Source organism: Fodinibius salsisoli, from assembly GCF_026229185.1.
GTDB classification, from domain to species: domain Bacteria; phylum Bacteroidota; class Rhodothermia; order Balneolales; family Balneolaceae; genus Fodinibius; species Fodinibius salsisoli.
The window spans coordinates 339,209-352,887 of sequence record NZ_JAGGJA010000001.1; the positions used below are offsets into that span (position 1 = coordinate 339,209).

At 44.1% G+C, this 13,679-nt stretch carries 14 protein-coding genes; 9 read left to right on the forward strand and 5 right to left on the reverse strand.

Translation table 11 applies throughout. The annotated features are described in order from the left end of the window. Positions 1 to 97: 97 nt before the first annotated feature. From J6I44_RS01210 to J6I44_RS01245, 8 genes are all read left to right on the forward strand, one after another. The gene (locus J6I44_RS01210; RefSeq protein ID WP_265764109.1) at positions 98 to 508 is read left to right on the forward strand and encodes an Rrf2 family transcriptional regulator; all 411 of its coding nucleotides are present in this window, start codon (positions 98 to 100) and stop codon (positions 506 to 508) included. 63 nt (positions 509 to 571) lie between these two features. Then, positions 572 to 1,225, forward strand: coding sequence for an NAD(P)-dependent oxidoreductase (locus J6I44_RS01215; protein WP_265764110.1), 654 nt, complete (start codon positions 572 to 574; stop codon positions 1,223 to 1,225). A 111-nt stretch (positions 1,226 to 1,336) separates the two neighbouring features. Then, positions 1,337 to 2,059 carry an SDR family NAD(P)-dependent oxidoreductase gene (locus J6I44_RS01220; protein ID WP_265764111.1) on the forward strand — a complete coding sequence of 241 codons (723 nt, stop codon included), beginning with the start codon at positions 1,337 to 1,339 and terminating at the stop codon, positions 2,057 to 2,059. An 18-nt stretch (positions 2,060 to 2,077) separates the two neighbouring features. Then, on the forward strand, positions 2,078 to 3,373 hold the full coding sequence (locus J6I44_RS20730) for an FAD-binding protein (RefSeq protein ID WP_265764112.1): 1,296 nt from the start codon (positions 2,078 to 2,080) through the stop codon (positions 3,371 to 3,373). A 205-nt stretch (positions 3,374 to 3,578) separates the two neighbouring features. Further along, positions 3,579 to 4,505 carry a ring-cleaving dioxygenase gene (locus J6I44_RS01230; protein WP_265764113.1) on the forward strand — a complete coding sequence of 309 codons (927 nt, stop codon included), beginning with the start codon at positions 3,579 to 3,581 and terminating at the stop codon, positions 4,503 to 4,505. 262 nt (positions 4,506 to 4,767) lie between these two features. Further along, on the forward strand, positions 4,768 to 6,339 hold the full coding sequence (locus tag J6I44_RS01235; RefSeq protein ID WP_265764114.1) for a cation:proton antiporter family protein: 1,572 nt from the start codon (positions 4,768 to 4,770) through the stop codon (positions 6,337 to 6,339). A gap of 6 nt (positions 6,340 to 6,345) precedes the next feature. Continuing rightward, positions 6,346 to 6,627, forward strand: a complete 282-nt coding sequence (locus tag J6I44_RS01240) for a UBP-type zinc finger domain-containing protein (RefSeq protein WP_265764115.1) — start codon at positions 6,346 to 6,348, stop codon at positions 6,625 to 6,627. Between the two features lie 89 nt (positions 6,628 to 6,716). Then, positions 6,717 to 8,090: an amidohydrolase family protein gene (locus J6I44_RS01245; protein ID WP_265764116.1), complete on the forward strand. Its 1,374-nt coding sequence runs from the start codon at positions 6,717 to 6,719 to the stop codon at positions 8,088 to 8,090. Between the two features lie 266 nt (positions 8,091 to 8,356). On the opposite strand, the gene J6I44_RS01250 is transcribed toward J6I44_RS01245, so the two are convergent. Together J6I44_RS01250 and J6I44_RS01255 are read right to left on the reverse strand one after the other, a co-directional pair. After that, on the reverse strand, positions 8,357 to 8,875 hold the full coding sequence (locus tag J6I44_RS01250) for a GNAT family N-acetyltransferase (protein WP_265764117.1): 519 nt from the start codon (positions 8,873 to 8,875) through the stop codon (positions 8,357 to 8,359). Between the two features lie 99 nt (positions 8,876 to 8,974). Continuing rightward, positions 8,975 to 9,427: a MarR family winged helix-turn-helix transcriptional regulator gene (locus J6I44_RS01255; protein WP_265764118.1), complete on the reverse strand. Its 453-nt coding sequence runs from the start codon at positions 9,425 to 9,427 to the stop codon at positions 8,975 to 8,977. A gap of 103 nt (positions 9,428 to 9,530) precedes the next feature. On the opposite strand from J6I44_RS01255, the gene J6I44_RS01260 reads away from it, so the two are divergent. Continuing rightward, on the forward strand, positions 9,531 to 10,127 hold the full coding sequence (locus J6I44_RS01260) for a YczE/YyaS/YitT family protein (RefSeq protein ID WP_265764119.1): 597 nt from the start codon (positions 9,531 to 9,533) through the stop codon (positions 10,125 to 10,127). 38 nt (positions 10,128 to 10,165) lie between these two features. Here the strand turns inward: J6I44_RS01260 and J6I44_RS01265 are convergent, their stop codons facing one another. The 3 genes from J6I44_RS01265 to J6I44_RS01275 form a co-directional block, all read right to left on the reverse strand. Further along, positions 10,166 to 10,516 (reverse strand): antibiotic biosynthesis monooxygenase family protein, encoded by a 351-nt coding sequence (locus J6I44_RS01265; RefSeq protein WP_265764120.1) that lies wholly within the window; start codon positions 10,514 to 10,516, stop codon positions 10,166 to 10,168. Positions 10,517 to 10,583: 67 nt separating this feature from the next. Beyond that, a complete protein-coding gene (locus tag J6I44_RS01270) occupies positions 10,584 to 11,009 on the reverse strand; it encodes a MarR family winged helix-turn-helix transcriptional regulator (RefSeq protein ID WP_265764122.1) in 426 nt (141 codons plus the stop codon). 102 nt (positions 11,010 to 11,111) lie between these two features. Further along, a complete protein-coding gene (locus tag J6I44_RS01275; RefSeq protein ID WP_265764123.1) occupies positions 11,112 to 13,577 on the reverse strand; it encodes a glycogen/starch/alpha-glucan phosphorylase in 2,466 nt (821 codons plus the stop codon). Positions 13,578 to 13,679 lie beyond the last annotated feature (102 nt).

Sequence of the window (13,679 nt, forward strand, 5' to 3'; positions counted from 1 at the left end):
AACATTTCTAACTTTTTTCTCCGATAGAGTTTGACAACCATATTTTATAATCAAAGAAATATTCACTACCTTAACTGTAAGTTAATTTATTACAGTTATGAATAATACACGTTTTGCAATAGCCATCCATATTCTTACGCTTCTGGACCATTCGGGCAAAGAACGACTGTCTTCCAAGTATCTTGCCGGCAGTATTAACGCCAATGCGGCCATGGTGCGCAAAGAATTGAGTAATCTTAATGCACACGGATTGGTGGAAAGCAAAGCCGGAAAATATGGAGGGAGCAGCCTGGCCAAACCTGCTGATGCCATAAAATTATCGGATGTTTATCGAGCGGTCCGCCAGACGCCGGCACTGGGTTCAAAACGGGATCATCCCAATCCTCACTGTCCGGTGGGGAAAGAAATAAATGACCATCTCTCGGACTTATACCAAGAGACTGAGGATATTCTAATGTCGAGACTTGGCGAACGAACCCTGGCCGAATTTAGCCGGCAGTTCGCCTAATTTTTTTACCCATAACTGTAACATTAACTATTACAATTAATTCTTAATTTAACTTAGATTGTTATGAAAATTGCTATCATTGGAGCTTCAGGATTTGTAGGCTCTGCTCTTGTTCAAGAAGCCATCCGACGAAATCACAAAATCACCGCTATAGCACGTAATGCGGATAAAATTGATGACAAAAATGAACTTGTTACGGCTGTATCGGTGGATGCTACCAATGTTGATGACCTCGCCGACGTGTTGGAAGGTCATGACGCGGTCCTAAGCTCTTTTAATGCCGGGTGGGAAAATCCGAATTTATATGAGGATTATCTCAGCGGCTCCAAAGCCATCCAGGAAGCAACAAAAAAAGCGAACGTAAAACGATACCTTGTCATTGGCGGGGCCGGTAGCCTGTATAATGAGTCCGGTGAACAGCTGGTCGATCAGCCCGACTTCCCGGAAGAATGGAAAGAAGGAGCAAAATCTGCGCGTGATTACCTCACCTATCTTCGTAAAGAAGAGCAACTTAAATGGACGTTTCTGAGTCCTGCTATCCTGATGCACCCGGGTATCGACACGGGCCGAACCGGAAACTATCGTATAGGGACGGAACATCCGGTATTTGATGACAACGGAGAAAGCAAAATTTCGGCCGAAGATCTTGCTGTTGCTTTTCTCGACGAATTAAAAAATGAGGACTACATTAATGACCGATTTACGGTAGCATACTAATACGGAGCTATCTTTGGGCCGGGATTATCCATCCTCTTTTAGGATGATTGCAACAAACGATTTCGTTAGGTTTGTCCTTATACCATTACATCTCCAAATAAATGCTTTGTTATGCAACCTGATTTAAAGGATAAACATGTCGTTGTTACCGGGGGCGCCGGTGCACTTGGAACAGCCGTCGTAAAACTGTTACAGGATTCCGGAGCTAGCTGTAGTGTGCCCTGCTATAATGACGATGAGTTGAAATCATTCACATTCAAAAATAATGAGGACGCCTTCTGTCAAGCAGGGATCGATCTTACTGATGAAGAGCAGACCCAAACATTTTATGCCGAAGCTGTTGAGCAGCAGGGATCGCTGTGGGCCTCCATCCATATTGCCGGTGGCTTTGGGATGGGCAACATAGCCGATACCCCGCTGAACGATTTCAACAAACAGTTGCAGATGAATACCGTTACTTGCTACAATGCCTGCCGGGCGGCTGTGCACTGGATACGCGAGTCTGACCAGGGAGGTGGACGTATTGTCAATATTGCTTCTCGCCCGGGTATAGAACCCCGACAGGGCAAAGGCATGACGGCCTACACCGTTGCCAAAGCCGGGGTGGCGGCACTTACGGAATCCCTGGCCGCGGAGGTGGTGGATGAGAACATCCTGGTCAATGCTATTGCTCCTTCTATTATTGATACTCCTCAAAACCGGGACTCTATGCCCGATGCCGACTACACCCAGTGGCCCAAAACTGGTGATCTGGCCCAACAAATAGCCTATCTTATTTCTCCTGTCAATCAGGTTACACGCGGCGGAATTATCCCCGTATACGGCAAATCCTAATCCGCTAAAAAGACATACGTGAATTCCGACATTCCCAAGCATTCTATAGGCAAAAACTGGGCGAAGAACTATCAGTATCAGGCCCGTCGTCTTTATCAACCGGATACAACCGATCAGGTCCGGGAGCTCATCCAACAGAGTAATCACATGCGGGTGCTCGGCTCACGGCACTCCTTTAACGGCATAGCGGATTGTGAACACGATTTGCTTTCGCTCGCTAATATCAACGATGTTATACAATTGGATGAAGAGAAGCGCCAGGCGACCGTAGGCGGCGGCATGAACTATGGTGAGCTGGCTGTTTATCTCCAGGATAAAGGATATGCCCTGCATAACCTGGCCTCGCTTCCTCATATTTCAATTCCGGGCGCCTGTGCCACGGCCACCCATGGATCGGGCATCCACAATGGTAATTTGGCAACGGCTGTTTCAGCTATGGAGATTGTTACGGCAAATGGTAATCTGGTTACCTTTAGTGCGAAAAAAAATGAAGAGGCATTTAAAGGAGCAGTTGTTGGACTTGGTGGACTGGGAGCCGTGGTGGCAATCACACTGGATATCAAGCCCACCTACAAGGTTAAACAAAATGTCTACCTGGATCTTTCTGCAAAACACCTGGAGCAGCATTTTGATGACATCATGTCCAGTGGATACAGCGTCAGTTTCTTTACCGATTGGCGAAATGAAACAATTAATCAAGTTTGGATAAAGGAACAGGTTGAAGAGGGGAACACTACTCAAGCTGAACCTACCCTTTTTGATGCTGCACTGGCTGACAAAAATATGCATCCCATTGATGGGGTATCCGCGGAACATTGCACGCCACAGTTAGGCATTCCCGGTCCCTGGCATCAGCGACTGCCTCATTTCCGCATGGATTTTACGCCCAGTGCCGGCGAGGAGCTGCAATCCGAATTTTTCGTTCCCCGAGAGCATGCTTACGAGGCCATGAAGAAACTTTTTGCCCTTGGGGACCAAATAACGCCACATCTGCTTACGTCAGAAATCAGAACCATTGCCGGCGATAACCTTTGGATGAGTCCCTGCTACAAACGTCCCTCTGTTGCTTTCCATTTTACCTGGAAACAAAAACCAAAAGCCGTAAAGAAGATACTGCCGGTCATTGAAGAAACGCTTGCTCCCTATGAAGTACGTCCTCACTGGGGAAAAGTTTTTACGATGAATGCTTTAACTATCGCCAGCCGATATCCAAAAATAGCCCACTTCAAAGAACTTTTAATGCAGTATGATCCCAATGGCAAATTTCGCAATTCGTACCTCCAAAAGTATATCTTTGCTAGTTATGAGCAGTAGTTGTTCCTTATAACTATAATATGTTTATCCTTATAACTATAAGGAGCTTATCCTTACTACTATAAGGTGTTTATACTTATAACTATGAACAGTATATACTTACAGGAGGCTCTAAACGGCACTTTATGGCATAAAATTGGATTTGTCACCGAATATATTAGTAACCATTAACTAAATAAAAGCATTTTTAATCAACCTATTTAATATGGCACCTTCAGGCATACACCATATCACAGCTGTTGCAGGCGATGCTCAGCGAAACTATCGTTTCTATGCCCAATTATTGGGACTACGACTCGTAAAGAAGACCGTTAATTTCGATGATCCTACAGTCTATCATTTATATTATGGAGACGAGTCTGGTCAACCGGGTACGATCCTTACCTTTTTTCCCTGGGAAGAGCTACAGAGTGGCCAACCAGATCGGGGACAAGCGGTAGCTGTATCCTTTTTGGTGCCAACAGAATCCAAAGCGTTTTGGACAGACTACCTAAGGAAGCACAATATCAATTTTGGCTCTACCTTTGAACGATTTGGCAAAGAGATCATTGGCTTGCAAGATCCCGATGGACTGCATCTTGAGCTCGTTTTTGATCCAAAAGCTGATACACTGGATGGCTGGAGCGGCGGCCCTGTTCCGGCCGAACATGCTATTCGGGGCATCCACGGCGTAACCCTTGCTGAAAAGAGTTATCAGCAAACCGGACGTTTACTGGAAGAAGACCTCGGCTTTACACTAACCAATCAGTTAGATAGTAGGTATCTGTATGAAGCAGAAGGTGATTTCGGTGCCGTTGTTGAAATCATTGACCAGTTTGAACCCAATGGGCGATCGGGCAGGGGCACCGTCCATCATGTGGCTTTCCGGGCAGAAGATGAAAACCACCAGCAATCCATCCGCAGGCGCTTGGCTGAGAAGGGATATTATTTGACCGAGGTGAAAGACCGTGGGTACTTTAAGTCCGTTTATTTTCACGAACCCGGAGGAGTCCTTTTTGAAATAGCAACGGATCCACCGGGCTTTACAAAAGATGAAGCGCTTGATGCTCTCGGCACGGAACTAAAACTGCCTGGCTGGCTGGAAGAGCAACGCCATCGTATTGAAGCAGAACTTAAAGAACTAACAAGTTAGTTAAACTATTTTTTATTTTGGCAGATAAGGCGCCCCAAGGATTTAAATAGCATATCCTGATAAGTTTCATTCGGTATTTGACTTAGCAATTGCAAAGAAAAGTCAAGGTTCTCAATCACGAGCCTTGACTTTTAAATGTTACTATTGGATTAGTAAACGAAAGTTCACTACTATCAATAAAACCGGGTTCAATCATAGGATAATGCGACTCTACACCCTGTGGTTGCCTACAATGTAATTGCCTGAATGGGATATTGATAGTATGGACATTCTCTGGATTGGTATGGCCTTTATATTTGGGATGCTGTTCTCTCAAATCAAACTACCGCCTTTGGTTGGATACCTGGCGGCAGGTGGAATGCTGTCAGCTTATGGGTATGAAGCCGGGACCGCCCTTCATGAAATTGCTCATCTCGGCGTGCTCTTTCTTCTTTTTACCGTAGGATTACACCTCAGGCTTAAGAATATCATCCAAATCGAAGTTCTTGGTACCGGTGGCATCCATTTGCTTATAAGCACCGCTATCTTTGTGCCCATTGCGCTAAGCTTTGGATATCCTTTTTCGGCTTCACTCATCATCGCCATTGTGTTAGGCTTTTCAAGCACCGTGCTTACGGCTAAGAACCTGGAGCGACGCGATGAACTGGGAGCTTACCACGGACGGGTTGCCATAGGCATCCTTATCCTGCAGGATATCGTAGCTATTATTTTATTGGGATTAACCAGTGGTGCCGCGCCATCACCCTGGAGCATAGCCTTGCTTCTACTTCCACTACTGCGTCCTGTAGCTATAAAACTGGTTGAATTAAGCAGTGAAGAAGAACTTAAGCTACTCTTTGCCCTGATGCTGGCCGTCGGTGGGGGAGCGCTTTTTGAGTCCTTGGGGTTATCATCAGAGCTGGGCGCCCTGGTGGCTGGCATGCTTTTATCCGGACATACCGCTGCAGATGAATTAGCCAAAAAATTATGGGGCTTAAAAGAAGCGTTCCTCGTGGGATTTTTCCTCGAAGTAGGACTGGCAGGCCTCCCCGGCTTACAGGATTTATATCTGGCATTAGCTGCGATGGCCCTCTTACCGCTAAAATCGGTCCTATTCTTTGCCCTGATGCTGACGTTTAAACTCCGTGCGCGCACCTCTTTTATTGCAACAACCTCGCTGACTTCCTATAGCGAATTTACCCTAATCGCTGGGTCTGTTGCAGCCTCTGCTGGTTTTATCCCGGAGGGCGTCGTTGTGGCCTTTGCCCTCCTTACAGCCGTTTCCTTTGCACTGAATGCGCCCTTGTCGATCTGGGAAGAAGATCTTTGGCAAAAGCTTGAGACATCCCTTGTTAAATACGAACGTGATGTCCGTCACCCGGAACATCAAACGTTGTCTTTGGGTACAGCTGAGTACCTGGTTATTGGGATGGGCAGTGCAGGCCAAGCCGCCTACGATCGCCTAAGAAAGGCTGATAAACACGTTGTGGGCATGGATATTGATCCTGCTCGAATCCAACAAAATATTGCTAATGGCAGACGTGTCATTTATGGAGATATGCAAGATGTAGAACTTTGGCAAAATATGGATTTGGGGAATATACAATCCGTTATTTTAGCCATTGGGACACCGGAGGCTAAAATAAATGCCACCCAATTCATGCGTGCTAATAGCTATCAGGGAGCTATCTTAGCTCTGACCATGCAAGAAGCTGAACATCAGGCATTGAGCAAGGCAGGGGCAAGTGCCGTATGTTTACCAATTACCCAGGCTGGCCGTAAGTTAGCCGAATTAAGCCTGGGTGATGATGGTTCGCCAAGTGACATCATTTTAAATCCAGAACTAACATCTTGACAAGCTATGAACTGTACACATCTTAACCTGATCGAAACTACTAAAACGGATACAAATGTTTGTGAGGATTGCCTTGAGGAAGGGGATAGGTGGGTCCACCTGCGAATGTGTCTCATTTGTGGGTATGTGGGTTGTTGCGATTCATCCAAAAACAAACATGCCCGGCAGCATTACCAGCAAACCGGTCATCCGCTCATACGTTCAATCGAACCGAAAGAAACCTGGCGATACTGCTATGAAGACCACCTTTACCTTAACTCTCAAAACAAAGTAGTTCGCAAGGGATAAGGCCCCTGTGGCGAAAAATTAATTTGGGAAACTGACCATATTTTCCAACTATACCTTAGTCTGTTAAAATAAATAAGAGGGATAAAGTTATGGTATACCGATTAGCATTTCTGATAGTAACGGGATTATTCATAGGCTGTTCATCACAAGAAATTCTGGATGTGGATAAAGTGATAGAGAACGTCCATGTAATCTCTATGGGGGATGAAGAAATACAACAAGACCGTTCAGTACTGATTAAAGATGATCGCATCCAACAAGTTATTAAGAGAGGAGAGGTAGCGGTGGCAGACACCGTTGAACGCATTGATGGTAATGGCGGATACCTGATCCCCGGACTCGCTGAGATGCATGCTCACATTCCATCCAGAGATGCTAGCCGTGAATATATTGACGATGTATTGTTTCTTTATCTTGCCAATGGCATCACGACTATACGCGGTATGCTCGGGGACCCGCTTCATCTTAAATTACGAGAGCAAGCCGCACAAAATGAACTTCTGAGTCCACATATTTACACTTCGGGCCCCGGCTTTGGCGGTAACATAGAAAGTACTGAACAAGCACGTCAAAGAGTACGTGACCAACATGAAGCAGGCTATAATTTTCTAAAAATATTTCCGGGTCCCTCTTTGGAAGAATATAATGCCATTGCTGATGAGGCGAATGCGGCAGGCATTGAGTTTTCGGGTCACATCCCAGCCTCTGTAGGACTCCAGCGAGCACTGGAAGCGGGCCAAACCACCATCGACCACCTGGATAAATATGTCGAGGCTTTGGTTACCGATAGTTCCAGCATACAAGAGGTAGAAGATCCCGGTGTTATTTATTTCGGGATGCATCTAACGCCCTATATAAATCGTGACAGGATACAAGAAGTAGCCCAAATGACGGCAGAGGCTAGTACATGGAATGTGCCTACCCAGGCTTTGTCAGAGCACGTGCTGGGCCCCGATTCTCCCGAAGAACTGTCCCAACGACCTGAATTTCAGTATATGCCTGATGAAATGGTCAACAACTGGATTGGCAGCAAACAGTCGATCACCGGCCATGAAGGCTTTACCACCGAACTGGCTGAGCAGTACCTGCAGCTTCGGCGGGATATTCTAAAAACCCTGCATGAGGCCGATGCCGGACTTCTGCTCGGTTCTGATGCCCCACAAATCTTTAATGTACCGGGTTTCTCAGTGCATCACGAGTTGCGCTATATTGTCGAAGCCGGACTCACCCCGTATGAAGCAATTCAAACCGGTACCGTAAATCCTGCAGAATATCTTGGTAAAACGCAAGATCGAGGTACTATCGCCGAAGGCAAAGTGGCAGACATGGTGCTGCTTGAAGAAAATCCATTGGACGACATATCCAATTCAAGTTCAATTGCAGGAGTCATGTACCGCGGAAACTGGCTCTCCAAAGAAGAAATTGACAAACGATTATCAGAGATAGCAGCTAAGTATGAATAGACGACAGCTCTTTGCGATAAATGCTAATAGAGACCTTTGCAAAACCAATATATACTAATGGCTGTGCTAAGCGTCCATGCTTAGCACCTTGCAAACATTTATTTCAAGCGTGAACGCTTGAAAAGCCCAATAAAAAGGAAGTTTTACAAAGCCCTCTAATACTTAGTTAGTGATTTATATTATTCTTAAGTGGCAATACAACATTGAAAAAACAAATAGAAATTAATCCTCCTGTCCTTATCGACAGCGGTCGTTATATCCAATTTTCAGTTAAGCTCTTTTCGCATTATGTAATCTATCTGTTGCTCTTCACCCATTAAGAACGTATGGCTCCCGGTTTTCGCAAAACCCTTGTGTTCATAAAAAGAAATAGCCTTTTCATTATGCTCCCATACTCCCAACCAGACATATTTTTTATTTCGGTCAGTAGCGATAGAAATAGCTTTTTCCAATAGTGAGCTACCGAGGCCTTGGCCTTGAAACTCTTTTCTGAGGTATATCCGCTCTATTTCTAACCCGTCCTTTTCCTGGAATTCTGTCTGTGCATCCTTTTCATTGACCTTAAGATACCCAGCCAGTTCTCCATTGCTATATAGAAATAAAAAAAGGGAATTGTGATTTCTTATTTCTTTTTTAAGTTGCTCTTTATTAAATGAAGATTCCAGATATGCATTCATTGTTTCGGAGCTATTCGTATCCGCAAATGTTTCATGGAATGTTTCTTTAGCTACTTCAGAAAGAAGTTCAACATCAGATAATGTACAAGTCTTAAAATCCAGATCCATTGATAGGGTTAGTATTTTAATTAGCAGTTTTTATTTAAAGGATTATCTATGTAACGAAACCATTTCGCTTCATCAGTTGGCTGGAGCATGCTTTAATAATCAGTAGGTGCGCTTGTTTCCTTTTTTCACAAATTCCCAGTCCTTTTCTATATTTTTTCTTACTCTTTGAAGGAGGTAAAAAAGAGTTTTAGCCTCATCTTTGGTAAGTCCCTCCAATGCAACGTCTTCAGAATAATCATTTTCCTTTTTTATGAAGGAATAAACATCTTCTCCTTTCTCGGTAGGGAAGAGCCTGTTTATTTTTCTATTATGTTTATCCCCTCTTTTCTCGATAAAGCCATTCATTTCAAGCTTTTTGATTGCCCGGGCAGCGGTTGTTCGATCTACTTTTATCATCTTAGCTACCTCTCCCTGGATGATGCCGGGATGTTCACATATCCGAACAAGATATAAATATTGCCCTTTTGCCAGATCAAGTTCCTTAAACTCAATATTGCTTATCGAATCTAACGCTCGTGCAATCATTCCAATTTCTCGGAGAATTGTACTCATAATACCGTTGCGCCTTAATGTTGTAATTGCAACAAAATGCCATTACTCTAATATAAATTTTAAATGTTGCATTTGCAACAAAAATAAATGGAGGACGATTAATATGAAGTATTTCTTTTATGTATTAGGAATTTTAATCCTAACACTTGGCATTTCTTTAACTATACAATCCAACCTTGGAACTTCCCCATTTGATGCTCTTTTGGTCGGACTGGCAAAGAACATCGGCCTTACGGTGGGAAGTTGGGAAATAATAATATCATCCTTATTAATAGGTTGTGATTCATTGCTAAAAAGAGACAAGCCAGAAATACTGGGGTTAGTAACAGCTTTTGTAACGGGGGTTGGGATTGATATGTGGCTTTTTCTATTTCACAATACGATCACACCTAACCTGTGGTTTAGCCAAGCAATTTGTTTTGGTATTGGATTAGTTGTTATAGGATTAGGAACGGCAATGTACTTGCAAACAAATTTTGTCCCCATACCTATCGATCGATTAACATTGACCATACAGGAATTAGCCAGAACAAGCCTATTTTTTTCAAGAACATTCATTTATCTGGTATTCCTGATATTGGCATTGGCTTTAAATGGACCAATTGGCATCGGAACGTTATTAACCGTTTGTTTAGGTGGGCTAATCCTCGATTGGTTTATGCCATTTACTAAAAAAATGGTGGGCTGCGTATTGTACTAATCTATTATAACATCAGCTTGTGATAAAAGCACAACCAGTTATAGACCATCATCAGATTTAACTGTTATTACTTTTGAAATGATAACTTCATAGCCGCTATACCACTTTTTGTACTTTTGTTTCGCTTTCTGATGGTCGGGATAATTTGAAAACCTTTTTAAGGCATCTAAGCTATACCAGTAGTAAACGACCGATCTTTTGTTTTCTTCGTTGTTCGACCATCCCTCTTTACCCAAAAATCCCGGATTAGCGTTGGCAACCTGGTCTATGATATCATTCAAGCGCTCAAACTCTGAATCCTGATTCTTCAATCGGAAAATAAATGTAGCTGAATAAACAGAGGATTTATTATTCAATAGCTCACTTATCTGTTGAGTACTTCTTTTCATATGTTCTATCTATTTTGAAATGTAAATGAGTGTAACATAATCTTATAGCAGGCTTTGCAAAGCCTGCTTATACTTCCTCTATAGCTTTACTTATCATTTCCGACAGAACAGCCACATAGCGTTCGCCGAGTTCAGCCTCTTTTTGCTTCAACAACTGCTGCCAGGTTTTCTCCACCTCGACAGCCAGCTCTTCTCCTTTACTTGTACACACAATTGACTTTTCTCGCCCTTCAGCTTCTTTCGTTACCAGTTCGCGCCGTTCCAGCTTCTGTACCAAGCGGGTGATGGTTGAAGGCTTTAGGTAAAGCTTTTGTGCCAACTGGCTTGGGCGCACTCCAGGCTCATTGTCAACCAGCACCAGAATGAGAGCATGAGAGGAGGACAAGCCGAGAGTCGCAAAGGCTTCATCCGCCTGTCCTGAAAGCTTCCGTGACAGCGCTGAAGTTAAAAAATAGATATTCTCTGATAAAACAGTTGTATTTTTACCTTCCATAACAACTTAAATTTTGCTTGAGCATACAATTAAATATACAAAATTTAAGGAATAGGGGTATAAAGCAGCTTATTCCCTTTATACCCTATTCCCTAAAACGCCTTAAACTTCAACATCCCATATCCGCTCGCAGTAATCCTGAATGGAACGGTCTGAAGAAAAGTGTCCCATGTTCGCAGTATTAACAATCGCTCTGCGGAACCACTCGTCTTTATCTTTAAAGACCTGCTCTACCTCGCCTTGCTTGTCTACATAGGCACGATAGTCGCCCAAGACCATAAAATAATCTTTCTCCTTCAACAAAGCGTTGGTTATCGGGTGGAAAAGGTCGGGCTGCTCGGGGCTAAAGTATCCTTTATGAATTTGATCAATGACCTTCTTTAACTCTTTGTCAGCCTCACAAATCTTTTCGGGATCATACCCATTCTGCCGTATCTCTTCTATTTCATCTACTGTTAGACCAAAGATAAAGATATTTTCCGGACCCACTTGCTCCCGGATTTCAATATTGGCTCCATCCAGGGTGCCAATAGTTAAGGCACCGTTAAGGGCAAACTTCATATTGCCCGTTCCGGATGCCTCCATTCCGGCCGTGGATATCTGTTCCGACAAGTCCGCCGCGGGAATCATTTTCTCAGCCAAAGTTACGCTGTAGTTTGGCAAGAAGAGCAAACGAAGAGTATCCGCTACCTCCGGGTCGTTGTTGATCATCTCTGCCACATTACTAATTAACTTTATATGCAGCTTGGCCATCGTATATCCCGGCGCAGCTTTACCTGCAAAAAGCAGGGTTCGTGGCTCTATATCCGCATTGGGATTCTCCTTCAACCTATTATAAAGCGTAATCATATGGAAGACCGCCATCAGTTGACGCTTGTACTCATGGATACGCTTAATCTGGATATCAAAAATGGAGTGAGGATCGACAGTCACGCCCTCCGTTTTCTTAATATAGTCTGCCAGCTTCTGCTTGTTCTCAAGCTTAATCTGCTCAAACGATTCCTTGAATTCAGGATCATCAGCAAACTGCTCTACTTGCTTCAGCTGACTCAAATGCGTTACCCAATCATCTCCAATACGATCCGAAATCAGGTCCGCCAGTTTACGATTGCACTGTCGGAGCCAGCGGCGGGGCGTAATTCCATTCGTTACGTTCGTAAATTTATCGGGATACTCCTGGGCAAAATCTTTAAAGATGGTCTTTTTCATCAAATTACTGTGCAGCTCAGAAACGCCATTCACCTTTTTAGCACCTACAATACCCAGACGCCCCATTCGAACACGGGCATTCATCTCGTTGCTTATGATGCGCATACGATCTTTTTTATCCGATTGACTGCTTTTATCACTCTCTACTTCAATGGACTGCAGGAAACGACGATCAATCTCGCGAATAATTTGGGTATGTCGCGGCAACAGGTTCGACATCAGTGACAGGGGCCACTTTTCCAGTGCCTCGGGCATCAGCGTATGATTAGTATAACTGATGGTCTCCGTTACGATATCCCATGCCGGCTCCCATTCCAGCCCTTCCTGATCCATCAGCATGCGCATAAATTCAGGGATCGCTAAGTTCGGATGGGTATCATTACACTGGATGGCCATCTGGTCCGGAATTTTTCGGAAATCATCAAACTGCTTTTTGAACCGACTCATGGCGTCCTGCAACGAAGCTGACACCAAGAAGTACTCTTGCTTGAGTCGCAACTCCTGACCTTTAAAAACCTTGTCATTAGGATATAACACGCGCGAAATATTTTCTTCAAGCATATTATTCCGCACCGCATTGATATAATCGCCCTGGTTAAAACTTTTCAGGTCAAAACCTTCATCCGAGGTAGCCTTCCAGAGCCGCAGATTATTAACGATGCCATTCTGGAAACCCGGAACGGGTGTATCATAAGCAAGGGCATTGACGTTATGCGTATTGGTCCAGTCGAAGTGAAGACGCCCGCTACTATCTTTAGTAGCCGTCGTATCTCCATAAAACTGTACGGTATACTTTTTCTTTAATGGGCGTGCAACGCCCCAGGGATATCCATACTGCAGCCACTGGTCGGGCTTTTCGATCTGCCAGCCATCTTTAATATCCTGGTCGAAAATCCCGTAATCATACCGGATCCCGTAGCCAATAGCCGGAACGCCCAGTGTAGCCATTGAGTCGAGGAAGCAGGCTGCCAGACGTCCTAATCCGCCATTGCCCAGACCGGCATCCACTTCGGCTGCGCGAATTTTGTCATAGTCGAAGCCAAGTTCTTCAATAGCTTCGGCCGCCACATCCTGCACGCCCAGGTTGATGAGCATATTATCCAGAAGCCGTCCAATCAGGTACTCCATGGACAAGTAGTAAACCCGCTTGGACTTTTCGTTATAATAACGCTGCTGTGTATCGATCCATCGGTCATGCAAACGATCCATCACCGCCAACACCACGCTTTGGTAGCTATCCCATTCGGTTAACGAATATTGATCTTTTGCCAGGGTGTAATGCAGGTGCTGCTTAATATCTTCCCGGAAGGCATCTACATCCATACCTGTTCGGGGATTCGTAACTGTGCCCGTGCTCATATTATTTACCTATTTCTTATAAAAAGATTAAAAACCAAAGGTCAAGGATGAGTAATTATTAACAAAATTGCTAATTATTAATTTGTTAATTTTTTTGATGTT

Excerpts from the sequence above, each read along its gene's own strand:
- J6I44_RS01210 (WP_265764109.1), top strand. The coding sequence starts at position 98 with ATGAATAATACACGTTTTGCAATAGCCATCCATATTCTTACGCTTCTG.
- J6I44_RS01215 (WP_265764110.1), top strand. The coding sequence starts at position 572 with ATGAAAATTGCTATCATTGGAGCTTCAGGATTTGTAGGCTCTGCTCTT.
- J6I44_RS01220 (WP_265764111.1), top strand. The coding sequence starts at position 1,337 with ATGCAACCTGATTTAAAGGATAAACATGTCGTTGTTACCGGGGGCGCC.
- J6I44_RS01230 (WP_265764113.1), top strand. The coding sequence starts at position 3,579 with ATGGCACCTTCAGGCATACACCATATCACAGCTGTTGCAGGCGATGCT.
- J6I44_RS01235 (WP_265764114.1), top strand. The coding sequence starts at position 4,768 with ATGGACATTCTCTGGATTGGTATGGCCTTTATATTTGGGATGCTGTTC.
- J6I44_RS01240 (WP_265764115.1), top strand. The coding sequence starts at position 6,346 with ATGAACTGTACACATCTTAACCTGATCGAAACTACTAAAACGGATACA.
- J6I44_RS01245 (WP_265764116.1), top strand. The coding sequence starts at position 6,717 with ATGGTATACCGATTAGCATTTCTGATAGTAACGGGATTATTCATAGGC.
- J6I44_RS01250 (WP_265764117.1), bottom strand. The coding sequence starts at position 8,875 with ATGGATCTGGATTTTAAGACTTGTACATTATCTGATGTTGAACTTCTT.
- J6I44_RS01255 (WP_265764118.1), bottom strand. The coding sequence starts at position 9,427 with ATGAGTACAATTCTCCGAGAAATTGGAATGATTGCACGAGCGTTAGAT.
- J6I44_RS01260 (WP_265764119.1), top strand. The coding sequence starts at position 9,531 with ATGAAGTATTTCTTTTATGTATTAGGAATTTTAATCCTAACACTTGGC.
- J6I44_RS01265 (WP_265764120.1), bottom strand. The coding sequence starts at position 10,516 with ATGAAAAGAAGTACTCAACAGATAAGTGAGCTATTGAATAATAAATCC.
- J6I44_RS01270 (WP_265764122.1), bottom strand. The coding sequence starts at position 11,009 with ATGGAAGGTAAAAATACAACTGTTTTATCAGAGAATATCTATTTTTTA.
- J6I44_RS01275 (WP_265764123.1), bottom strand. The coding sequence starts at position 13,577 with ATGAGCACGGGCACAGTTACGAATCCCCGAACAGGTATGGATGTAGAT.